Raw genomic sequence first — 20,699 nt, forward strand, 5'->3', positions numbered from 1 at the left:
GCATTTTTCCTGATGAGACCGGTTGGCAGGTTTTGGGGCTGCTTCGCAGCCCAGCGCGGGGCAAGCCCGCTCACCACAACGGCTTGGCGCCCATGAGCCCGGCAATCGCCACAAACCCCACCAGGCTTACCACCGCCAGCACCAGGGTGAAATTCAGGCTGCCGCCCTCGCCTTTGCGCAGCCGGTTAAGCCGTGCCACCAGCCAGAACCAGGCCAGCGCGGCCACGGTATAGAGGATGCTGGAACCGAGGATCCAGGTCTGCCCCAGCGGCCAGCCGACCAGGTGCACCAGCCACCAGCCGGTAAACGGCATGCTGACCATGCAAACGCCCATCAGTAACCACACGAACGCCCACGGGCGCTGCACGGTCACGGCCGGGCCGGCGCTGCGCTTGCGCCAGGCCAGCAGCGCCAGGCCGAGGCCGCTGAGCAGCAGCAACACCGTGGCGGCGATGTGGATAACTTTGAGGGTGGTCAGGGTTTCCATATGTCGTTTTCCTTAAAGGCCGCCCCAATCAGCGTAGTCGCTCAACCGAGAAACAGTTTGTAGGCCGGGTTATCGCTTTCATCCCAATACGGGTAGCCAATAGCCTCTAGGGCTGCCGGGACCAGGTGACGCTCGCTCGCCGGCACTTGCAGGCCAGCAACCACACGGCCGTCAGCGGCACCGTGGTTGCGATAGTGGAACATCGAGATGTTCCAGCGCCCGCCCAATTTGTTAAGAAAGTTGAACAGCGCCCCCGGACGCTCTGGGAATTCGAAGCGAAACACCACTTCATCACTGACCTGGGCCGCATGCCCGCCGACCATATGGCGGATGTGCAACTTGGCCAGTTCGTTCTCGGTCAGGTCCAGCACCGGGAAACCCTGGCCGGTGAGGCTGGCGATCAGCGCACTGCGCGGGTCGTTTTCCGGGTGGGTCTGCACGCCGACAAAGATGTGCGCTTCGCTGCCGGAGTGGTAGCGGTAGTTGAATTCGGTGATCTGGCGCTTGCCCACCGCCTCGCAGAACGCCTTGAAGCTGCCCGGCTTCTCGGGGATGGTCACGGCGATGATGGCTTCGCGGCCTTCACCCAGCTCGGCGCGCTCGGCCACATGGCGCAGGCGGTCGAAGTTGACGTTGGCGCCGGAGTCGATGGCCACCAGGGTTTGCCCGCTGATGCCACGGGTCTCCACGTATTTCTTGATCCCCGCCACACCCAGCGCGCCGGCCGGCTCGGTGATGGAACGGGTGTCGTCGTAGATGTCCTTGATCGCCGCACAGATTTCATCGGTGCTGACGGTGATCACTTCATCCACATAGTGTTTGCAGATGTCGAAGGTGTGCTGGCCGATCTGCGCCACCGCCACGCCATCGGCAAAAATGCCCACGGTGGGCAGCACCACACGCTCGCCGGCAGCCATGGCAGCTTGCAGGCAGTTGGAGTCGTCCGGTTCGACGCCGATGATCCTGATCTCCGGGCGCAGGTATTTCACGTACGCCGCAATGCCCGCGATCAGCCCGCCGCCGCCCACCGGTACGAAAATCGCGTCCAGGGGCCCCGGGTGCTGGCGCAGGATCTCCATCGCCACGGTGCCCTGCCCGGCTATGGTGTGCGGATCATCGTAGGGGTGAATGTAGACGTAGCCTTTTTCGTCGACCAGTTTCAGCGAGTAGGCCAGGGCTTCCGGGAAGGAATCGCCGTGCAGCACCACTTTGCCGCCACGGGAGCGCACACCTTCGACCTTGATCTCCGGAGTGGTCTTGGGCATCACGATCGTGGCCTTGACCCCCAGCACTTTGGCCGCCAGGGCCAGGCCCTGGGCATGGTTGCCCGCCGAGGCCGTGACCACGCCGCGCGCACGCTCTTCAGCCGTCAATTGAGTCAGCTTGTTGTACGCGCCGCGAATCTTGAACGAGAACACCGGCTGCAGGTCTTCACGCTTGAGCCAGACCTTGTTGCCCAACCGCTCGGAGAGCTGGCGGGCGGTCTGCAACGGGGTTTCTACGGCAACGTCATAGACGCGCGAGGTGAGGATCTTTTTGACGTACTGTTCAAGCATCGGCGGAAATCACTGGGCGGGTTGGGCAGGGCCAAGGAGTCTAACCCAGCGTTTGGCCGGGCGACCACACGAATCCGGAGGTTTTGTTGGGTTATACTCGCGCCCCTCTTTACTCCCCGCCCGTTCCGGAGCCCGCATGACCCAGGATCAACTCAAACAGGCAGTGGCCCAGGCCGCCGTCGATTTAATCCTTCCTAAACTCGACGACAAGAGCATCGTCGGTGTCGGCACCGGCTCCACCGCCAACTGCTTTATCGATGCGCTGGCCCGGCACAAAGGCGCGTTCGACGGCGCCGTGGCCAGCTCCGAAGCCACCGCCGCGCGCCTCAAGGGCCATGGCATTCCGGTGTACGAGCTCAACACCGTGAGCGACCTGGAGTTCTACGTCGACGGCGCCGATGAAAGCGACGAACACCTGAACCTGATCAAGGGCGGCGGTGCAGCCCTGACCCGCGAGAAAATCGTCGCGGCGGTGGCCAAGACCTTTATCTGCATCGCCGACGCCAGCAAGCTGGTACCGGTGCTCGGCGCGTTCCCGCTGCCGGTGGAAGTCATCCCGATGGCCCGCAGCCACGTGGCTCGCGAGCTGGTGAAGCTGGGTGGCGATCCGGTGTACCGCGAAGGCGTGTTGACCGACAACGGCAACATCATCCTCGACGTGTTCAATATGCAGATCACCAACCCAGTGGAGCTTGAGACCCAGATCAACGCCATCGTCGGCGTGGTCACCAACGGCCTGTTCGCGGCGCGTCCGGCGGATGTGCTGCTGCTGGGCACTTCCGAAGGCGTGAAAACCCTTAAAGCCTGATGCAAAACCCAATGTGTCTCAGAGATTGGGTTTCTTGAACACGTAGAACAGGTTCGGCTCGCTGACCAGGTACAACGTACCCTCGTCATCCATGGCGATTCCTTCGGCCTGGGGCACCCGTTTTTTCAGGCCATGGCGCCCATTGAGCAGAGACAGGCTGCTCAATGGGCGACCGTCGATGTCCAGCTCCAACACCAGGAACGACTCATCCGACAGCGCCAGCAGATGGCCGCTGCGCTCGTCGTATTGCAGGCTCGACAGGTCGCGCACAAACAACCCGGCATCGCGCTTGGGGTTGTTGATCACGTGCACCGAGTAGGTTTTTTCCGGTTTGAAATGGGGAAAACCGTGGACCTCGTAGATCAGCATCGGGTCGCGCTCCTTGGCCACGAACAGGCGCTTGCCCACCGAGTCATAGGCCAACCCCTCAAACCCCTTGTTGCCCCCGACATGCAGGCCCAGGGTCATCTGTTCCGCATCGGCGGCGTCAAGGAACTGGGTATCGTCGTCCACATGCACCTTGATCAGCCGCTGCTGGCGTTCGTCGGTGATGACATAGATGTTATCGCTGATAAATTCCACCGCCTCGGCATCACCAAACCCCACCAACGGGATGCGTCGCAGGATCTTGCCCTCAAGGGACAGTTCGATCAGCTCGGCATTTTTATTGGTGACGGTAAACAGGCTCTTGCGTACCGGATCGTAGGTGAGGGCTGAGACATCGTCGTCGAGCCCTTCGATAACCTGGGCCTCAAGGGTCACTCGGTAATCCGCCAGGCCGATGGAGCGCTCGTCCGCCGGCTGACGCCAGGCCTGCCAGTTGAACCAGGCGCGCTCGAACAGGCGAAAGTGCTGCGCAACAGCCCCGGCGCTGACCAGGGCGATCAACGCGAGCATCAAGAGAATGGGTTTGGGGCGGGCAAATCGACGCATCAGGCGGTGCTCAAAGTCAAAAGTGGCGAATGAATATCACGCCTGTCTGAATTTAAACTTAAACGCACCCTGGTGTCTGGCGAATGCCGCTAATAGAGAAATATCCGACGTGATTCGTCTGTTATTTCTGCTTTTCGAAACGATAGAACAGGTTTGGCTCACTGACCATGTAGAGCGTGCCGTCCTCATCCATCGTTACCCCCTCCGCACGGGGGATGGTGCTCTTGAGGCCGTTGAAACCACCGAGCAGGGTCATGAAGCTGACTTGTTCACCCTTCTCATCCAACTCCAGCAACAAATGGGAGTCGGCCGATAACACCAGCAGATGGCCGGTGCGCGGGTCGATGGCCAGGGCCGAAAGGTTGCGCATGTCCAGCTCTTTGCTGGCCAGTTTCTGTTTATCGCCGACCAGGGTCTGGCTGCCGTCGCTTTTCCAGGTGAACAACGCTGGCGGCCGCTCTTCACCCAGCACAAATTGCTGATTGCGCTTGTCCCAGGTAAGCCCCTCGAACGCTTTGTTCTGGTCCTTGGACGGGCCCAGGTCATAGCTCGGGAAGTCGGCCTTGTTCAATTGCTGGGTGGCAGCGTCGATCTTGACGATGGTCAGGTTGTGCTGGCGTTCGTCGACCACGGCCATCAGGCCATTTTCCATCACGGTCACGCCTTCCGGGTTGTCCCAGCCATTGAGCGGCATCTTGCGCAATACGTCGCCTTGCAGGCTCAGCTCGACCAGGAACGGGTTTTTACCCATGACGGAAAACAGGGTTTTGGTCTGCGGGTTATAGGAGACGTCCGAGGCTTCGTCTTTCTCCATGCCCGGCAAAACCTTGGCGTCGATGACAACGTGATAGTCAGGCAACCACACACTTTCGCTGCGTTCGGCGGGCGTTTCAAAGCCCTCCAACAGCCACAGCACGCCGCGATCGTCCCAATGCATGGCCCAGGAAATGCCATACACGATGGCACCCGCCAGAAATAGCCAGGAATACCAGCGCAAGGCAAAGCGAGAGCGCGGCTTGGGTGTGGCGGAAGGCAGGGACACGGCCATGGGGTGCTTTTCCGGAAAGTCAGCGGTGGTGATAGCACAGGATCAATGGACCCGCGCGCAGGAGGCTGAGGATTATCCGGATGGGGTGTGAAAAAAATGCAAAAGCCGATGCACGAGATGGACTCGGACCCAATGTGGAAGGGGGCAAGCCCCCTCACACATCGGGTGCTTATCGAACGCTGCTTTCGAAACGATTCACGCCGGTCAATTCCAACACCAGGTCATCACCCACATTCAACGGGCCCACGCCGGCTGGGGTGCCGGTGAGGATCACATCGCCAGCCTGCAGCGAGAAGCAGCCGGCCATGTACTGGATCATCGGCACGATCGGGTTGAGCATGCTCGCGCTGTTGCCGTCCTGGCGCACTTCGCCATTGATGGTCAGGCGAATGCCAATATCGGTCACGTCCGCGAAGGTGCTGCCGACCACGAACGGCGCAATCACCGCCGCGCCGTCGAAGGACTTGGCGATTTCCCACGGCAGGCCCTTGGCCTTCAGCTCGGATTGTTTGTCGCGCAGGGTCAGATCCAGGGCCGGGGCGAAGCCGGAGATGGCGTCCAGCACTTCTTCACGGCTGGGCTTGTTCGACAGCGGCTTGCCGATCAGCACCGCGATTTCCGCCTCGTAGTGCACCGAACCGCGCTCGGTCGGAATGCTGAAACCGCCTTCCAGCGGGACGACGCAACTGCCCGGCTTGATGAACAGCAACGGCTCGGTCGGCACCGGGTTGTCCAGTTCCTTGGCATGTTCGGCGTAGTTACGCCCAATACACACCACTTTACCGACAGGAAAGTGGATATTGGTGCCGTCGACATACTTGTGCTGGTAGCTCATGAAACGACTCCTTCGGGGGCGGTTAAACAGCGAAGATCTTGCCAGGGTTCATGATCCCGTTCGGGTCGAACACCGCCTTCACTGCTTTCATGTATTCGATCTCAACCGGCGAGCGGCTGTAGGTCAGGTAATCGCGCTTGGTCATGCCCACGCCGTGTTCGGCGGAGATCGAACCGTTGTACTTCTGAACGGTTTCGAACACCCACTTGTTCACCGTGGCGCACTTGGCGAAGAACTCATCCTTGCTCAGGTTTTCCGGCTTGAGGATGTTCAGGTGCAGGTTGCCGTCGCCGATATGGCCAAACCAGACGATTTCGAAGTCCGGGTAGTGTTCACCGACGATCGCATCAATTTCCTTCAAGAACCCTGGTACTTTGGAGACGGTGACCGAAATATCGTTCTTGTACGGCGTCCAGTGGGAAATGGTCTCGGAGATGTACTCGCGCAGTTTCCACAGGTTGTGCAACTGGGTTTCGCTCTGGCTCATCACGCCGTCCAGCACCCAGCCCTGCTCGACGCAGTGCTCGAAGGTCTCCAGCGCGTGGTTGGCAACTTCTTCGGTGGTGGCTTCGAATTCCAGCAGCGCGTAGAACGGGCACTCGGTTTCGAACGGCGCCGGCACATCACCACGGCCGAGGACTTTGGCCAAGGCCTTGTCGGAGAAGAACTCGAAGGCGGTCAGGTCCAGCTTGCCCTGGAAGGCGTGCAGCACCGGCATGATCGAGTCGAAATCGGTGGTGCCGAGCACCATCGCGGTGAGGTTTTTCGGCGCACGGTCCAGGCGCATGGTGGCTTCGACCACAAAGCCCAGGGTGCCTTCGGCGCCGATAAACAGTTGGCGCATGTCGTAGCCGGTGGCGTTCTTGATCAGGTCGCGGTTCAGCTCCAGCACATCGCCCTTGCCGGTGACGACTTTCATGCCGGCCACCCAGTTGCGAGTCATACCGTAGCGAATGACCTTGATCCCGCCGGCATTGGTGCCGATATTGCCGCCGATCTGGCTGGAACCGGACGATGCGAAGTCCACCGGGTAGTACAGGCCATTTTCTTCGGCGACGTTCTGCAATTGCTTGGTCACCACGCCCGGCTGGCACACCGCGGTGCGGTCGGTGAGGTTCACGTCGAGGATCTGGTTCATATAGTCGAACGAGACGACCACTTCGCCATTGGCCGCCACGGCAGCAGCCGACAGGCCGGTGCGACCACCGGATGGCACCAGCGCCACCTTGTGCGCATTGGCCCAACGGACAATGGCCTGTACCTGCTCGGTGGTCTTGGGGAACACGATGGCGGTCGGCGCGGGCGCGAAGTGCTTGGTCCAATCCTTGCCGTAAGCCTCCAGGGAGTCGGCGTCGGTCAGCACTTTGCCGGGCTCAACCAGGGTCTTTAGCTCATCAATCAGGGCAGGATGGGTCATCGACAGAACTCTCGAACAATTCATGGTCATCCTGAGAACGCTTCACGTCGCAGGAATAGGTGTTTAGCGGGGCGCGTATGCTAGCATACCGCCCCCGCAGGACAGAGCCCAAGGGCGTTTCTGCGGTGACGGCTTTCCTGCCGTCCGGGTCAGCTTAAGCGATCCGATTCCCTGCCATTTTTCTCCGGGATACAGGTTTACGCAGATGAGCAAGACTTCTCTCGATAAGAGCAAGATCAAGTTCCTTCTTCTGGAAGGCGTCCACCCATCGGCCGTCGACGTACTGAAGGCCGCCGGGTACTCCAGCATTGAGTACATCACCAGTTCTCTGCCGGAAGCCCAGCTCAAGGAAAAGATCGCCGACGCGCACTTTATCGGCATTCGCTCCCGTACTCAGCTGACCGAAGAGATCTTCGATCACGCCAAGAAACTCGTGGCGGTCGGCTGTTTCTGCATCGGCACCAACCAGGTCGACCTCGACGCAGCGCGCGAGCGCGGCATTGCAGTGTTCAACGCCCCGTACTCCAACACCCGTTCCGTCGCGGAGCTGGTGCTGGCCGAGGCCATCCTGCTGTTGCGCGGTATCCCTGAGAAGAACGCTTCCTGCCACCGTGGCGGCTGGATCAAGAGCGCGGCCAACTCCTTCGAAATCCGGGGCAAGAAGCTGGGTATCGTCGGTTACGGCTCGATCGGCACGCAACTGTCGGTACTGGCCGAAGGCCTCGGCATGCAGGTGTTCTTCTACGACACCCTGACCAAGCTGCCATTGGGCAACGCCACCCAGGTGTCGAGCCTGACCGAGCTGCTGGGCATGTCCGACATCGTCACCCTGCACGTTCCGGAAACCGCAGAGACCCAGTGGATGATCGGCGAGAAGGAAATCCGCGCCATCAAGAAAGGCGGCATCCTGATCAACGCTGCACGGGGCACCGTGGTCGAGCTGGACGCCCTGGCCGACGCGATCAAGGACAAGCACCTGATCGGCGCCGCAATCGACGTGTTCCCGGTGGAGCCACGCTCCAACGACGACATCTTCGAAAGCCCGCTGCGTGGCCTGGACAACGTGATCCTGACCCCGCACATCGGTGGTTCCACTGCTGAAGCCCAGGCCAACATCGGCCTGGAAGTGTCGGAGAAGCTGGTCAAGTACAGCGACAACGGTACCTCGGTCTCGTCCGTCAACTTCCCGGAAGTGGCCCTGCCGGCTCACCCTGGCAAGCACCGCCTGCTGCACATCCACCAGAACATCCCGGGCGTGATGATGGAGATCAACAAGGTCTTCGCGGAAAACGGCATCAACATCTCCGGTCAGTTCCTGCAGACCAACGAGAAGGTCGGCTACGTGGTGATCGACGTCGACGCCGAGTACTCGGACCTGGCGCAAGAGAAGCTGCAGCACATCAACGGCACTATCCGTAGCCGCGTGTTGTTCTAACGCTGCAAACGCTGCATAAAAAAATGGGAGACCCGCAGGGGCCTCCCATTTTTTTGTCTGAACAAATCTTACTTGACGTTAACCGTGATCACTTTCGAGGCTACAGTGGGCTCGAATTGGCGATGCACGTTGTCGCCTGCGACCAGTTGCAGGGTGTGCTTGCCTGGAGCCAGGGTCAGTTCGGTTTCAGTCTGCGCCTTACCGAAGTGAATCGACGTGGCGGTGGCTGGGATGGCCTCATCAGCCTTCAGCGACTGTACATCCTGGTCTACCAGCAGATGATGGTGGCCGGCGTTTGGTACTTGCTTGTCGATCGGCTCAAGATCCAGGCCCTTGACGCCGAATTTGACGGTGAAGGTTTTGTCGACGGTCGCGCCATCCTTGGGCGAGACGATAAACACCTCAGCTCCCTTGGGCGCGGGGGTACGCGGAACATCGGCGGCATTCGCCAACATCGAGGCACCCAGCAGCAGGCTGGCAATGGTTGCACGGGACAATAGGGCTTTCATTCGCTTCTCCAGTTTTTCCATGAAATCTGTAGGGTTCTGACAACTTCGCGACAAATTGCTGTCCAAGGCACTCACCACCATAGCAAAGCGATGCTGAACGGCGCCTCGCACATTCGAATTCTTTAGGAGTGACCATGCGCTTTTCGCCTGGCCTGTTACTGTTGCTGCCCCTGCTGAGCCCCCTGGCTCATGCCGAACTGATCGACGATGTAAACGATCGCGGCGAACTCCGCATCGCCCTTGAAGCCAACACACCACCGTACAATTTCAAGGAAGGCGACAAACTCACCGGCTTTGAAGTCGAGCTGGGTGAATTGCTGGCCAAGGAAATGGACGTGCGCCCTTCGTTTATCACCACCGACGACGCCGACATGCTGCCGGGGGTCTCAACCGGCAAATACGATGTAGCCATCAACCATGTCGCTATGACTGCCGAGCTTAAGGATCAGTTCGATTTCAGCGAGGCTTATCACGACAAGCCTGAGCTGGCGATCCCGTTCCAGAAGGGCAACCCGGCCTTCAAGACCAGCCTGGACGGGGCGCTGAAGCGGGTGAAGGACGATGGCCGATTAAAGGCACTGTCCCATAAGTGGTTAGAGGACCAGGCCCCTACAGGCGCGCCAACGCCAGTGCCGCCGCAGGCAACTCCAGCTCACTGAACACCTGCACGCCATGGCGCTTGAGCAGCGCCGCCGTTACGCCCTCGCCACTGACCTTTACACCGGTGAAAGTGCCGTCATAGGTCAGCAGGTTGCCGCAGGACGGGCTATTGGCCTTGAGAATGGCGATGCGGATGTGATGGCGCTGCACCAACGCCAAGGCTTGCCGAGCGCCGTCGAGGAAGGCGGCGCTGAAGTCTTCGCCCTCGGCCGTCAGCACCTGGGCGCGGCCTTCCCAGACATCGATGCCCTGCCCACCTGGAATCTCGGCGGAGGGCCTGGGCGTCGGCAGACCGCCCGACACTTCCGGGCAGATCGCAACCACGCGCCCTTCAGCCTGCCACGCCGCCAGTTGATCGAACGGGCCGCTGGCCCCACCGTCGTAGCGCACCTTGTGGCCAAGCAGGCAGCGGCTGATCAGAATCTTCTGCATGGTTAGAACGGCTCGTTACCGCGCCGACGGAACCACCCGGTGAGGGACAACCGCTCGCGCGTAGCCGGCATGACTTCGTGGGGCACCTCGCCCGACAGGAACACCACCAGGCATCCACCGCTGGGCACCACGTCGTATTCGACGCCGTCCTTGAGGTACATGCGCAACTGGCCACCGTGCTCGGGCAACCAGGCGTCGTTCAAGTAGATCACCGCCGAGACCATGCGCCGATCATCGTCACGGAACCGGTCCAGGTGCCTGAGGTAAAACGCGCCGGGGGGATACATCGCGAAGTGGCTTTCGAAATCCTCAAGGCCGAGGAACAAACCACGGTTCATCGCCAGGCGCAGCGTGTCCATCAACGCCATATAGCTGTCGCAGACCGCCGCGTCGCCCTCCTCCAGCCACTGGATATGGTCGCCGCGAATACCCTCGCGAATCTCCTGGGCCGGCCCGCGCCCCACTGCCGCCGGGGCCAGTTCACCCTCGGCCGCACGTTTACGGCACTCAGCCGCCAGTTCCAGGGTCAGAGCCTGGGGCAGGAAGCCGTTCTGCTGCGACCAGCCTTTTTCGGCCAGGTCATCGACGATGCGTTGCAGCAGGGGGTGATCAAGGGGTATTTGCATGGCGCGCATAGTATCCATACGCCTGTGAATCCGACAGAGCCGCCGAGCGTCTGAATACACTTTAGTCAGCTGACTGATAGGACTTCTCGACAAATCCTACGCCCGACACGGACAATAGTGGCCGACTGACAGGAGTCCATATGCGTCGTTTGTTTTTTTCCTTGCTGATGTTCTGCGTTTTGCCCGCCTGGGCAGACGGCCATGACCAGTTGTACAAGGTCGCCGGCTGGGCCGAACAACGTGCGCATTTCAATGACGCCCTCAGTGCTGCCCAGCAACGCTACCGTAACAGCCTGCCGCCGGCGGTGTACCAGGCGCTGGTGGACAACAGCAACAAGCGCTTTGCCGCCCAGGCCATGGACCAGCGCGCCGAAGCCCAGTTACGCAAGCACCTGGCGGACCCTGCGCCGGCCCTGGCGTTTTTCCAATCGCCCCTGGGCCGCAAGGTCGTTGCAGCCGAGTTACTGGCCACGCGCCGCGACCAGTTGGCAAAAAACGCCCAAGGCCTGCCGCACATCGAGGCTGACGCCACCCGCAGCCTGATCATCGGCCACCTGGCCCAGGCCCTGCCCGCCCGCGAAGCCGGGGCGGAGGTCAGCCTGGCGATCGCCGGCGTGGCCGCCGACAGCTTGAGCCAGATGATCCCCGGCCTGCTGGGTGGCGGCCAGGCCCAAGGCATGTTGAATGGCCAGCGCGAGCGGCTGATGCAACAGATTGGCAATGACCTGAACAACACTCTGCTGTACGTCTATCGGGATCTGTCCGACCCGGAGCTGGAGCAGTTCGCGACGTTTGCGGAGTCACCGGAAGGTAAGGCGTATTACCAGGCGGCGCTGGCGGCGATTCGCGCAGGTCTGGCAGTCGGCCAGAGCACCTCAAGCCTGGCGCAGTAGAACATGTGGGAGGGGGCTTGCCCCCGATGGCAGTGGGTCAGCTACAGATAAGCTGACTGATACACCGCTATCGGGGGCAAGCCCCCTCCCACATTTTATTACCGTGTTATTTGAGATGGTCCGTCAAATACCGGAAGTACTCTTCGCGAATCTGCGGAATCTCATTCGCCAAGTGATGCCGGCCGCGCGGCAGCATCAACACCTCGGGCTGGTCGAACTTGCTCCGCAGCACCTGCAAGTTGTGCTGCCAATCCACCGTCATGTCTTCCTCACCCTGCACAATCACCGGCCGCCGAGGGCTGCGTGGCGCGGCTTCGATGCGTTTGATCCAGCGCGCCAGGGCGCCTACCCAGGCGGTGGGCAGTTGCCGGGGTTGCAGCGGGTCGGCCTCCAGGAACGGCTTGAACGCCGGGTCGTGAGTGTTCTCGCTGAAGCGCCGGGCGATGCCTTTGACGAACGGGCGCAACAGGTAATAGCTGACCTGCGACCATCCCCACGCACGCGGCCGCACCAGCGGTGAGAGCAGGAAGGTCTTGCCTTGCGCCGGACTGGTAGCGCCATGGTTGAGCAAGTGATCCACCACCACCGCGCCGCCGGTGCTTTGCCCGAACAAGTGCCAGGGCTGCGGCAATTGCAGCGCTTGGGCCTGGCCGAACAGTGCCTGCACCACATCCTGGTACACGGCAAAATCATCGATGCTGGCGCGCGCGCCGCTGGACAAGCCATGGCCCGGCAAATCGCAGGCGATCACCACAAAGCCCTGGTCCAAGGCCCAGTCCACCACGTGGCGATACAGGCCCATATGGTCGTAGAAGCCGTGGAACATAAACATCGTCGCCACCGGCACGGGCGGCCACCACACCTGGGCGACCACCTCGAACCCAGCCACCTCGAAACGCCCCAGCCGACTCACCGTCGGCACTTTGCGTGCACTCAGGTCCAGTCCGTAGAAACGCTGGTAGACCCGCGCTTCGGCTGAAAGCGGTTGCGCATCCACCAGGGGCCGCAGGCTTTCGCGAAGGTGATCAGGGTCAAAGGTCACAGGCATAAAGGGTTCCAGACTTGCGGCGAAGATGAATATCGAACTGCGATATTCATCTGTCAGGACAAGCATGGCAAGCTACGCGACCTGCGAGGATAGATCCGAATGCGACAGCCTTACCGTAACGCCCTGTTCGCCAGCCTGATCCTGATCATCTGCGCCGGCGTGCTGTGGACAGCGTATGACTGGTTCCAGGGCCGCTACCTGCGTGCCTTCAGCGAACACACCGCGGTATTCTCCGGCGACCCTCTGCGCCTGCCCGCCGAACTCAGCGGCCCCGGGCCGATCCGCCTGGTGCATTTCTGGGATCCGGCGTGCCCGTGTAATGTCGGCAACCAGCAGCACCTGGGCGAGTTGATCGAGCAATACGCGCCCCAGGGCGTCGAGTTCTATGCCCTGCAAAAAGCCGGCAGCCACGGCCAGTTGCCCGATAACCTGCGCAAGATGAAAACCCTCACCGCCCTGCCCGGCGCCGACCAGGTGCCGGCCAGCCCGGCCGTGGGCATCTGGGACCGCACCGGCAAGCTCGCGTATTTCGGGCCCTACAGCGAAGGGCTGACGTGTAACGCCAGTAACAGTTTTATCGAGCCGATCCTGAAAGCCCTTGAAGCCGGCCGAGACGTGAACGCCACGCACACCCTGGCGGTGGGCTGCTATTGTTCGTGGTCGAAAGATGAGTAGCCCGCCACCCCACTCTTGGTAAGGAATGTTCATGAAGCGCGTCCTGCAGGTTCTTGCGGTTCTGCTGGTACTGATCGGCCTCGGTGCGGGCTGGTACGTCTACAGCAAGCAACCCACCCGCCAGGGCACGGTTGAACTGGCCAACCTGCAAGGCTCGGTCACCGTGCGCTACGACGACCGTGGCGTGCCGCATATTCGCGCCGAGAACGAGACCGACCTGTATCGCGCCCTGGGCTACGTGCATGCCCAGGACCGCCTGTTCCAGATGGAGATCATGCGCCGCCTGGCCCGTGGCGAGTTGGCCGAGGTACTCGGGCCGAAGCTGCTGGAGACCGACAAGTTGTTCCGCAGCCTGCGCATTCGCGACCGCGCCGCCACCTACGTGGCGCAGCAGGACCATGAGTCGGCGCACTGGAAGGCCCTGCAAGCCTATCTGGACGGGATCAACCAGTATCAGGACAGCCACGCCCGCCCGATGGAGTTCGACGTGCTGGGCATCCCCAGGCGCGCGTTTACCGCCGAGGACACCATCAGCGTCGCCGGGTACATGGCCTACAGCTTTGCCGCTGCGTTTCGTACCGAGCCCTTGCTGACTTACGTCCGCGACCAACTGGGCAGAGACTACCTGAACGTCTTCGACCTCGACTGGCAACCCAAGGGCGCCCTCAACCTGGCCGACAGTGACTGGAAAACCCTCGGCGCCCTCGCCGCCCTGAATGAGCAGGGCCCGGCCGACAACGGCTTGCCGCAGTTCGAGGGCAGCAACGCCTGGGCCATCAGTGGCAGTCGCACCAAGAGCGGCAAACCGCTGCTGGCGGGTGACCCGCATATTCGCTTCTCGGTGCCGTCGGTGTGGTACGAGGCGCAGCTGTCGGCGCCGGGCTTCGAGCTGTATGGCTATCACAACGCGCTGGTACCCGTAGCGTTCCTGGGGCACAACCTGGATTTCGGCTGGAGCCTGACCATGTTCCAGAACGACGACCTCGACCTGATCGCCGAGAAGGTCAACCCGGACAACCCCAACCAGGTCTGGTACCACGGCCAGTGGGTCGACATGACCCGCAGCGAGCAACAGATCGCCGTCAAAGGCCAGGCACCGGTCAGCCTCACCCTGCGCCAGTCGCCCCACGGTCCGATCGTCAATGACGTGCTCGGCGACAGCGGCGGCAAGACGCCGATTGCCATGTGGTGGGCGTTCCTCGACACCCAGAACCCGATCCTCGAAGGTTTCTACCAGCTCAACCGCGCCGACACGTTGGCCAAGGCCCGTACGGCGGCGTCAAAGGTGTCCGCACCGGGGCTGAATATCGTGTGGGCCAATGCCAGGGGCGATATCGGCTGGTGGGCGGCGGCCCAGTTGCCGATTCGCCCGGCAGGTGCCAACCCTGGGTTTATCCTCGACGGCAGCACCGCCGAGGCCGACAAGCTGGGCTTCTACCCCTTCAGCGCCAACCCCCAGGAAGAAAACCCGGCGCGTGGCTATGTGGTCTCGGCCAATGCCCAGCCGGGATCGCCCACCGGCATGCAAATCCCCGGTTATTACAACCTCGCCGACAGGGGCCAGCAGTTGAACGCGCAGTTGAGCGACAAGAGCGTGAAGTGGGATGTGACCAACAGCCAGGCCCTGCAACTGGGCACCACCACCGCCTTCGGCCCGCGCCTGCTGGCGCCGCTGTTGCCGGTGCTGCGCGAAGTGGTCACGGACCCGGCGCAGTTGAAGCTGGTGGAACAGCTGGCCGGCTGGAAGGGTGACTACCCGCTGGATTCCACCAGCGCCACGCTGTTCAACCAGTTCCTGTTCAACCTCGCCGACGCGGCCTTCCACCCGAAGCTGGGTGACGGGATGTTCAAGACCCTGCTCACCACCCGCGTGATCGACGCCGCCCTGCCCCGCCTGGCTGCCGACCCGGCCTCGCCCTGGTGGGACGGCAAGCGCGCCGACACCGTCAAACGGGCCTGGGACAACAGCCTCGCGCACCTCAAGGCCACCTTCGGCGATGACCCGACGCAATGGCAGTGGGGCAAGGCCCATACCCTGACCCACGGCCATCCGCTGGGCTCGCAGAAACCTTTGGACCTGATCGTCAACGTCGGCCCGTTCCCGGCCCCCGGCACCCACGAAGTGCCGAACAACCAGTCGGCCGTCATCGGCCCCGCGCCCTGGCCGGTGACCTACGGCCCGTCCACCCGGCGCCTGATCGACTTTGCCGACGTGGCCCACGCCCTCACCATCAATCCGGTGGGGCAAAGCGGCGTGCCGTTCGACAAGCACTATGGCGACCAGGCCGAGACCTATATCGAAGGGGGTTATGAGCAGGCGCATTTCAGTGATGAGGAAGTCACGGCCAATACCCGCGGCACGCTGAAACTGCTGCCGGCGCGATAGCCCCTTGGAAATCGGTCAACCTGTGGAAGGGGCTTAGACCGGTGCCGCAAAATTGAGCCGGAACTGTTGCGGCGTCACACCCAGCCGGCGGTTGAACACGCTGCGCATGTGCTGGGCATCGCGAAACCCGCATTGATAGGCCACGGTTTTCAGCGGCGCATGCGTGCTTTCGAGCATCACCCGCGCGGCATCCACCCGCGCCCGTTCGACAAACTCCGCTGGCGTAATCCGCGCCTCACGGGCAAACACCCGGGAGAAGTTGCGCGCGCTCATGTTGGCGGCCTTGGCCAGGTCGGCGATGGTCAGGTCGCCCGTCAGGTTCGCCAATACGTATAACTGCACCAACGCCACCGCCGAGGTGGTTTCGGCGTGGGGCGTGAGGAACGGGCTGAACTGCGACTGCCCGCCCGAGCGCTGGGTGAACACCACCAGGCGCTTGGCCACGCTCAACGCCACTTCCGGGCCGTGGTCCTGGGCCAGCAGGTACAGCGACAGATCGATGCCTGCGGTGACGCCCGCCGAGGTGTAGAGATTGCCATCCTGTACGTAGAGGCGGTCGGCTTCGACCTGCGCGCGCGGGCACAAACGCGCCAGGCCTGCCGCATCATTCCAATGGGTCGTGACGGTTTTTCCATCCAGCAACCCGGCGCGCGCCAGCATGAAGGCGCCGTTGCAGATCGAACCAAAGCGCTGCGCCCGGGCGGTTGCGCCACGCAGCCAATCATCGAACGGCGCGCCGAAATCTTCGAAGGGCAATTGCGGGCCGCCGGCAACCAGCAGCAGGTCATAGGCCTGCAGGGCTTCGCTGTAATGCCGGTGGGCTTGCAATGCCAAACCGTTGGAGGCGGCCATGGTGCCATGGGCAAGCCCGATGACCTCGATCCGGTAGTGATCCTGAGGCGGCAGAAATCGGTTGGCTTCGCAGAACACATCCATGGGGCCGCTCACATCCAGTGACTGGACGCCGGGGAAGATCAGGATGGCGACGGTTTTGTGCATGCTCACAGACACCTTTTTCAGCTGAATAAAATGCAAAACCCGTGGGATTTTCCCAGGCTTCGAGAGTGATATCGCCGGCTACACCCTAGCTGATTTTGCCTTGGCACGATGTCGCGGCAGATTGGCCGGGATCGCACCCTCGTGACCATGGCCGCTTAGCGGGCACGCGACCAGACTGGAGGCTTTCCAGAGGAGAACCACCATGACCACCATCGCCGGTATCAAGATCCCGGACAGCGCCCTGGCCAGGGCCACCACCGACTACATCCGCGACATCGAATCCGACCTGCTCTACCACCACTCCCGCCGGGTGTTCCTGTTCGGCGCATTGAGCGGTGAGCGCAAGCAACTGACCTACAACCCGGAACTGCTCTACGTCGGCGCCATGTTCCATGACCTGGGCCTGGTGGCAGGCCATCGCAGTGATGACCAGCGCTTCGAAGTGGACGGCGCCAACGCCGCCGCGGCCTTCCTCAAGCCTTACGGGCTGAGCGACGACGATATCGAACAGGTGTGGCTGTCTATCGCCCTGCACACCACGCCGGGCGTGCCGCAGCACCTGCGCCCGACCGTGGCACTGGTGACCGCCGGTGTGGAAATGGACGTGCTGGGCATGGACTACGCCGCGTTCAGCAGCGTGCAGCGCGAAGCCGTGGTGCATGCGCATCCACGCGGTGAAGGGTTCAAGGAGTGCATCATCTGCGCGTTTGCCGACGGCTTGCGCCATCGCCCGCAGACCACGTTCGGCAACGTGAAGACCGATGTGCTGGTGGATCAGGAACCGGGGTTCAAGCCGATGAATTTTGTCGAGGTGATTCGCAAGTCGCCGTGGGCTGCATAGCCAATCTGGAATGCGGTCAAAACTGTGGGGCTTGCCCCCGATTGCTGAGTGTCAGTCACTGCATCTATTGACTGACCCACCGCCATCGGGAGCAAGCCCCCTCCCACATTTGGACCCTGCAGGCCTTTAGACCGGCGCTGGAGCCCGACGCTTGTCCGGCTGCTGCCAGCCATCGGCGGCGGCTTCTTCAATCGCCTGCTGGATCGCTTTCTTGCGCATCTCTTCGGCACGTCGGCTGAAGAACCACACCAGGAAGGTCACCAGCGACACTGCCAGCAGAATCAGGCTGGCCACGGCGTTGATTTCGGGTTTAACCCCCAGGCGTACCGCCGAGAACACTTCCATCGGCAACGTCGTCGAACCCGGCCCCGAGACGAAGCTGGCCAGTACCAGGTCATCCAGGGACAGTGCGAACGACATCATGCCGCCCGCCGCCAGCGACGGCGCGATCATCGGGATGGTGATCAGGAAGAACACCTTCCACGGCCGCGCCCCCAGGTCCATCGCCGCTTCTTCGATCGACAGGTCCAGCTCACGCAGGCGCGCCGATACCACCACCGCCACATAAGCGGCACAGAACGTGGTGTGGGCGATCCAGATGGTGACGATGCCACGCTCCTGGGGCCAGCCGATCATCTGCGCCATGGCCACGAACAGCAGCAGCAGCGACAGACCGGTGATCACTTCCGGCATCACCAACGGCGCGGTCACCAGGCCGCCGAACAGCGTGCGGCCCTTGAACTGGCTGATGCGCGTGAGCACAAACGCCGCCAACGTACCCAGGGCCACGGCGGCCACCGCCGTGTAGCAGGCGATTTCCAGGGAACGTGCCACCGAGCCCATCAACTGGGTATTGTCCAACAGGCCCACGTACCACTTGATCGACCAACCGCCCCACACCGTCACCAGCTTGGATTCGTTGAACGAGTAGATCACCAGGATCAGCATCGGCAGGTAGATGAACAACAACCCCGCCACCAGCATGAAGCTTGAGAAACTGACGCGCTTCATATCTTGCCCTCCATCTCTTTGGCTTGGCTGCGGTTAAACAGAATGATGGGCACGATCAGGATCGCCAGCATCACCACCGCCAGGGCAGACGCCACCGGCCAGTCACGGTTGTTGAAGAATTCTTGCCACAACACTTTACCGATCATCAGGGTTTCCGGGCCGCCGAGCAGTTCCGGGATCACGAACTCGCCCACCACCGGGATAAACACCAGCATGCAGCCGGCGATGATGCCGTTCTTGGACAGCGGCACGGTGATTTTCCAGAAGCTGTTGAAGGTGCTCGAACCCAGGTCCGATGCGGCTTCCAGCAGGCTCTGGTCATGCTTCACCAGGTTGGCGTACAGCGGCAGGATCATGAACGGCAGGTACGAATAGACCACGCCGATATACACCGCGATGTTGGTGTTGAGGATCTGCAGCGGTTCGTTGATCAACCCCATGGACATCAGGAAGCCATTGAGCAGGCCGTTGTTGCTGAGGATGCCCATCCACGCATACACGCGGATCAGGATCGCGGTCCAGGTCGGCATCATGATCAGCAGCACCAGCACGGTCTGCATCTCTTTGCGCGCGGTGGCAATGGCATAGGCCATCGGGTAGCCGATCAGCAGGCACAGCAGCGTGCTGAAGAACGCCATCTTCAGCGAGCCCAGGTACGCCGCGATGTACAGCTCATCACCTGCCAGCAGACTGTAGTTGGCCAGGTTCAGCACCACCTGCAGCTTCTGCTCGACGTAGGTGTAGATCTCGGTGTACGGCGGAATCGCCACGTCGGCTTCGGCGAAGCTGATTTTCAGGACGATGAAAAACGGCAGGGCGAAAAACAGGAACAGCCACAGGAACGGAATCCCGATGACCACCTGCTTGCCGCTGGGGACGATGCGGTGCAAGCGCCGCTTGAGCTTCTTCATGTTCATGTGCGCAGTACCACGCCGCTATCGTCTTCCCACCACACGTACACCTGGTCACCCCAGGTTGGGCGCTGGCCACGGCGTTCGGCGTTGGCGACGAAGGACTGCACCAGCTTGCCGCTGGGCAGCTCGACGTAGAACACCGAGTGGCCGCCCAGGTAAGCGATGTCGTGCACCTTGCCGCTGGACCAGTTGTGCTCGCAGGTCGGCATTTCGGTGGTGACCAGCAGTTTTTCCGGGCGGATGGCATAGGTCACCGACTTGTCTTCCACCGAGGTGGCGATGCCGTAGCCCACGTAGATGTCGCGGTCCAGGTCCGGGCACTTGAGCACCGCGTGACCTTCGGCGTCATCCACCACCTGGGTGTCGAAGATGTTGACGTTACCGATGAATTCGCACACCAGGCGGCTGGTCGGCGTCTCGTAGATGTCGATCGGGCTGCCGATCTGGGCGATCCAGCCCAGGTGCATGATCGCGATGCGCTCGGCCATGGTCATGGCCTCTTCCTGGTCGTGCGTCACCATCACGCAGGTCACGCCGACGCGCTCGATGATCTCCACCAGTTCCAGCTGCATCTGCGAGCGCAGCTTCTTGTCGAGGGCGCCCATGGGCTCATCGAGCAGCAGCAGTTTCGGGCGCTTGGCCAGTGAGCGGGCCAGCGCCACCCGCTGACGCTGGCCACCGGACAACTGGTGCGGCTTGCGCTTGGCGTACTGGCTCATCTGGACCAGCTTGAGCATTTCAGCCACGCGGGCATCGACTTCGGCCTTGGGGATCTTGTCCTGTTGCAGGCCGAACGCGATGTTCTGCGCCACGGTCATGTGGGGGAACAAGGCGTAGGACTGGAACATCATGTTGATCGGCCGCTCGTAGGGCGGCATATCGGTGATGTCCACGCCGTCGAGGTAAATCCGACCTTCTGTCGGGCGCTCGAAGCCTGCGAGCATGCGCAGCAGGGTGGACTTGCCCGAACCCGAACCGCCGAGCAAGGCGAAGATCTCGCCTTTCTTGATTTCCAGGGACACATCGTCCACGGCAATCGTCTCGTCGAACTTCTTCGTGACCCGGTCGATTTTGACCAGCACCTTTTTCGGTGTCTGGTCGCCCTCGAGGGCTTTCTTATAGGCGCCGGAGGCAACTGCCATTTACGAAACTCCCAAAAAAAAGAGTGCAGTTCGCCCGAGGCGGG

The 20,699-nt window shown here is 61.8% G+C and carries 21 protein-coding genes; 7 read left to right on the forward strand and 14 right to left on the reverse strand.

Annotation, left to right across the window (positions count from 1 at the left end; genetic code table 11):
• Window positions 1–70: 70 nt before the first annotated feature.
• Complete coding sequence (locus AC07OT_RS09275) at window positions 71–487, reverse strand: DUF2269 family protein (protein WP_115485548.1); 417 nt, start codon at window positions 485–487, stop codon at window positions 71–73.
• A 41-nt stretch (window positions 488–528) separates the two neighbouring features.
• Window positions 529–2,043, reverse strand: coding sequence for a threonine ammonia-lyase, biosynthetic (gene ilvA, locus AC07OT_RS09280; RefSeq protein ID WP_495107936.1), 1,515 nt, complete (start codon window positions 2,041–2,043; stop codon window positions 529–531).
• A gap of 136 nt (window positions 2,044–2,179) precedes the next feature.
• On the opposite strand from ilvA, the gene rpiA reads away from it, so the two are divergent.
• Window positions 2,180–2,851: a ribose-5-phosphate isomerase RpiA gene (gene rpiA, locus AC07OT_RS09285; RefSeq protein WP_027608421.1), complete on the forward strand. Its 672-nt coding sequence runs from the start codon at window positions 2,180–2,182 to the stop codon at window positions 2,849–2,851.
• An 18-nt stretch (window positions 2,852–2,869) separates the two neighbouring features.
• Here the strand turns inward: rpiA and AC07OT_RS09290 are convergent, their stop codons facing one another.
• The 4 genes from AC07OT_RS09290 to AC07OT_RS09305 all read right to left on the reverse strand — a co-directional run bounded on the left by AC07OT_RS09290 (window position 2,870) and on the right by AC07OT_RS09305 (window position 7,084).
• Window positions 2,870–3,784 carry an SdiA-regulated domain-containing protein gene (locus AC07OT_RS09290; RefSeq protein ID WP_495107937.1) on the reverse strand — a complete coding sequence of 305 codons (915 nt, stop codon included), beginning with the start codon at window positions 3,782–3,784 and terminating at the stop codon, window positions 2,870–2,872.
• A 121-nt stretch (window positions 3,785–3,905) separates the two neighbouring features.
• Window positions 3,906–4,832, reverse strand: a complete 927-nt coding sequence (locus AC07OT_RS09295) for an SdiA-regulated domain-containing protein (protein WP_495107938.1) — start codon at window positions 4,830–4,832, stop codon at window positions 3,906–3,908.
• Between the two features lie 169 nt (window positions 4,833–5,001).
• Window positions 5,002–5,667 carry a fumarylacetoacetate hydrolase family protein gene (locus tag AC07OT_RS09300; RefSeq protein ID WP_027608418.1) on the reverse strand — a complete coding sequence of 222 codons (666 nt, stop codon included), beginning with the start codon at window positions 5,665–5,667 and terminating at the stop codon, window positions 5,002–5,004.
• Window positions 5,668–5,689: 22 nt separating this feature from the next.
• Complete coding sequence (locus AC07OT_RS09305) at window positions 5,690–7,084, reverse strand: FAD-binding oxidoreductase (RefSeq protein ID WP_092355745.1); 1,395 nt, start codon at window positions 7,082–7,084, stop codon at window positions 5,690–5,692.
• Between the two features lie 205 nt (window positions 7,085–7,289).
• Here AC07OT_RS09305 and serA point away from each other — a divergent pair, with 205 nt between their 5' ends.
• Window positions 7,290–8,519 (forward strand): phosphoglycerate dehydrogenase, encoded by a 1,230-nt coding sequence (serA, locus tag AC07OT_RS09310; protein ID WP_027608416.1) that lies wholly within the window; start codon window positions 7,290–7,292, stop codon window positions 8,517–8,519.
• A 68-nt stretch (window positions 8,520–8,587) separates the two neighbouring features.
• Here serA and AC07OT_RS09315 read toward each other — a convergent pair whose 3' ends face one another.
• Window positions 8,588–9,028, reverse strand: coding sequence for a DUF4399 domain-containing protein (locus AC07OT_RS09315; RefSeq protein WP_027608415.1), 441 nt, complete (start codon window positions 9,026–9,028; stop codon window positions 8,588–8,590).
• A 134-nt stretch (window positions 9,029–9,162) separates the two neighbouring features.
• Here AC07OT_RS09315 and AC07OT_RS09320 point away from each other — a divergent pair, with 134 nt between their 5' ends.
• Window positions 9,163–9,687: a transporter substrate-binding domain-containing protein gene (locus AC07OT_RS09320; protein ID WP_141156252.1), complete on the forward strand. Its 525-nt coding sequence runs from the start codon at window positions 9,163–9,165 to the stop codon at window positions 9,685–9,687.
• On the opposite strand, the gene AC07OT_RS09325 is transcribed toward AC07OT_RS09320, so the two are convergent.
• Both AC07OT_RS09325 and AC07OT_RS09330 read right to left on the reverse strand, forming a co-directional pair.
• On the reverse strand, window positions 9,638–10,120 hold the full coding sequence (locus AC07OT_RS09325) for a 2-thiouracil desulfurase family protein (protein ID WP_027608414.1): 483 nt from the start codon (window positions 10,118–10,120) through the stop codon (window positions 9,638–9,640). The two genes, AC07OT_RS09320 and AC07OT_RS09325, sit on opposite strands and share 50 nt — an antisense overlap.
• Window positions 10,121–10,122: 2 nt before the next feature.
• Window positions 10,123–10,755 (reverse strand): 2OG-Fe(II) oxygenase, encoded by a 633-nt coding sequence (locus AC07OT_RS09330; RefSeq protein ID WP_065924356.1) that lies wholly within the window; start codon window positions 10,753–10,755, stop codon window positions 10,123–10,125.
• A 131-nt stretch (window positions 10,756–10,886) separates the two neighbouring features.
• On the opposite strand from AC07OT_RS09330, the gene AC07OT_RS09335 reads away from it, so the two are divergent.
• Window positions 10,887–11,639: a DUF2059 domain-containing protein gene (locus AC07OT_RS09335; protein WP_495107939.1), complete on the forward strand. Its 753-nt coding sequence runs from the start codon at window positions 10,887–10,889 to the stop codon at window positions 11,637–11,639.
• A 106-nt stretch (window positions 11,640–11,745) separates the two neighbouring features.
• On the opposite strand, the gene bipL is transcribed toward AC07OT_RS09335, so the two are convergent.
• A complete protein-coding gene (gene bipL / locus AC07OT_RS09340) occupies window positions 11,746–12,687 on the reverse strand; it encodes a phospholipase BipL (protein WP_495107940.1) in 942 nt (313 codons plus the stop codon).
• Between the two features lie 99 nt (window positions 12,688–12,786).
• On the opposite strand from bipL, the gene AC07OT_RS09345 reads away from it, so the two are divergent.
• Window positions 12,787–13,362 (forward strand): DUF6436 domain-containing protein, encoded by a 576-nt coding sequence (locus tag AC07OT_RS09345; protein WP_065938071.1) that lies wholly within the window; start codon window positions 12,787–12,789, stop codon window positions 13,360–13,362.
• Between the two features lie 31 nt (window positions 13,363–13,393).
• Window positions 13,394–15,748, forward strand: a complete 2,355-nt coding sequence (locus AC07OT_RS09350; RefSeq protein ID WP_495107941.1) for a penicillin acylase family protein — start codon at window positions 13,394–13,396, stop codon at window positions 15,746–15,748.
• Window positions 15,749–15,781: 33 nt separating this feature from the next.
• Here AC07OT_RS09350 and AC07OT_RS09355 read toward each other — a convergent pair whose 3' ends face one another.
• On the reverse strand, window positions 15,782–16,747 hold the full coding sequence (locus tag AC07OT_RS09355) for a GlxA family transcriptional regulator (protein WP_495107942.1): 966 nt from the start codon (window positions 16,745–16,747) through the stop codon (window positions 15,782–15,784).
• A 202-nt stretch (window positions 16,748–16,949) separates the two neighbouring features.
• Between AC07OT_RS09355 and AC07OT_RS09360 the strand changes: the two genes are divergently transcribed.
• On the forward strand, window positions 16,950–17,588 hold the full coding sequence (locus AC07OT_RS09360) for an HD domain-containing protein (RefSeq protein WP_495107943.1): 639 nt from the start codon (window positions 16,950–16,952) through the stop codon (window positions 17,586–17,588).
• 126 nt (window positions 17,589–17,714) lie between these two features.
• Here AC07OT_RS09360 and AC07OT_RS09365 read toward each other — a convergent pair whose 3' ends face one another.
• Genes AC07OT_RS09365 through AC07OT_RS09375 form a run of 3 tightly spaced genes read right to left on the reverse strand, consistent with a single transcriptional unit; the run spans window position 17,715 to window position 20,655 of the window.
• Complete coding sequence (locus AC07OT_RS09365; RefSeq protein WP_015886412.1) at window positions 17,715–18,599, reverse strand: ABC transporter permease subunit; 885 nt, start codon at window positions 18,597–18,599, stop codon at window positions 17,715–17,717.
• The gene (locus AC07OT_RS09370) at window positions 18,596–19,516 is read right to left on the reverse strand and encodes an ABC transporter permease subunit (RefSeq protein WP_027608406.1); all 921 of its coding nucleotides are present in this window, start codon (window positions 19,514–19,516) and stop codon (window positions 18,596–18,598) included. Before AC07OT_RS09370 ends, AC07OT_RS09365 begins: the two co-directional genes overlap by 4 nt.
• On the reverse strand, window positions 19,513–20,655 hold the full coding sequence (locus tag AC07OT_RS09375; protein ID WP_027608405.1) for an ABC transporter ATP-binding protein: 1,143 nt from the start codon (window positions 20,653–20,655) through the stop codon (window positions 19,513–19,515). The genes AC07OT_RS09370 and AC07OT_RS09375 overlap by 4 nt, the downstream gene beginning before the upstream one ends.
• Window positions 20,656–20,699 lie beyond the last annotated feature (44 nt).

The sequence above is a fragment of the Pseudomonas sp. GW821-FHT09C10 genome, from assembly GCF_059418085.1.

Bases quoted from the DNA above. Each gene is read 5' to 3' on its own strand.
- AC07OT_RS09350 (WP_495107941.1), top strand. From the start codon at position 13,394: ATGAAGCGCGTCCTGCAGGTTCTTGCGGTTCTGCTGGTACTGATCGGC.
- AC07OT_RS09290 (WP_495107937.1), bottom strand. From the start codon at position 3,784: ATGCGTCGATTTGCCCGCCCCAAACCCATTCTCTTGATGCTCGCGTTG.
- serA (WP_027608416.1), top strand. From the start codon at position 7,290: ATGAGCAAGACTTCTCTCGATAAGAGCAAGATCAAGTTCCTTCTTCTG.
- AC07OT_RS09320 (WP_141156252.1), top strand. From the start codon at position 9,163: ATGCGCTTTTCGCCTGGCCTGTTACTGTTGCTGCCCCTGCTGAGCCCC.
- AC07OT_RS09370 (WP_027608406.1), bottom strand. From the start codon at position 19,516: ATGAACATGAAGAAGCTCAAGCGGCGCTTGCACCGCATCGTCCCCAGC.
- AC07OT_RS09335 (WP_495107939.1), top strand. From the start codon at position 10,887: ATGCGTCGTTTGTTTTTTTCCTTGCTGATGTTCTGCGTTTTGCCCGCC.
- AC07OT_RS09365 (WP_015886412.1), bottom strand. From the start codon at position 18,599: ATGAAGCGCGTCAGTTTCTCAAGCTTCATGCTGGTGGCGGGGTTGTTG.
- AC07OT_RS09305 (WP_092355745.1), bottom strand. From the start codon at position 7,084: ATGACCCATCCTGCCCTGATTGATGAGCTAAAGACCCTGGTTGAGCCC.
- AC07OT_RS09345 (WP_065938071.1), top strand. From the start codon at position 12,787: ATGCGACAGCCTTACCGTAACGCCCTGTTCGCCAGCCTGATCCTGATC.
- AC07OT_RS09325 (WP_027608414.1), bottom strand. From the start codon at position 10,120: ATGCAGAAGATTCTGATCAGCCGCTGCCTGCTTGGCCACAAGGTGCGC.
- ilvA (WP_495107936.1), bottom strand. From the start codon at position 2,043: ATGCTTGAACAGTACGTCAAAAAGATCCTCACCTCGCGCGTCTATGAC.
- AC07OT_RS09375 (WP_027608405.1), bottom strand. From the start codon at position 20,655: ATGGCAGTTGCCTCCGGCGCCTATAAGAAAGCCCTCGAGGGCGACCAG.
- AC07OT_RS09355 (WP_495107942.1), bottom strand. From the start codon at position 16,747: ATGCACAAAACCGTCGCCATCCTGATCTTCCCCGGCGTCCAGTCACTG.
- AC07OT_RS09330 (WP_065924356.1), bottom strand. From the start codon at position 10,755: ATGCGCGCCATGCAAATACCCCTTGATCACCCCCTGCTGCAACGCATC.
- bipL (WP_495107940.1), bottom strand. From the start codon at position 12,687: ATGCCTGTGACCTTTGACCCTGATCACCTTCGCGAAAGCCTGCGGCCC.
- AC07OT_RS09315 (WP_027608415.1), bottom strand. From the start codon at position 9,028: ATGAAAGCCCTATTGTCCCGTGCAACCATTGCCAGCCTGCTGCTGGGT.
- AC07OT_RS09295 (WP_495107938.1), bottom strand. From the start codon at position 4,832: ATGGCCGTGTCCCTGCCTTCCGCCACACCCAAGCCGCGCTCTCGCTTT.
- rpiA (WP_027608421.1), top strand. From the start codon at position 2,180: ATGACCCAGGATCAACTCAAACAGGCAGTGGCCCAGGCCGCCGTCGAT.
- AC07OT_RS09275 (WP_115485548.1), bottom strand. From the start codon at position 487: ATGGAAACCCTGACCACCCTCAAAGTTATCCACATCGCCGCCACGGTG.
- AC07OT_RS09360 (WP_495107943.1), top strand. From the start codon at position 16,950: ATGACCACCATCGCCGGTATCAAGATCCCGGACAGCGCCCTGGCCAGG.
- AC07OT_RS09300 (WP_027608418.1), bottom strand. From the start codon at position 5,667: ATGAGCTACCAGCACAAGTATGTCGACGGCACCAATATCCACTTTCCT.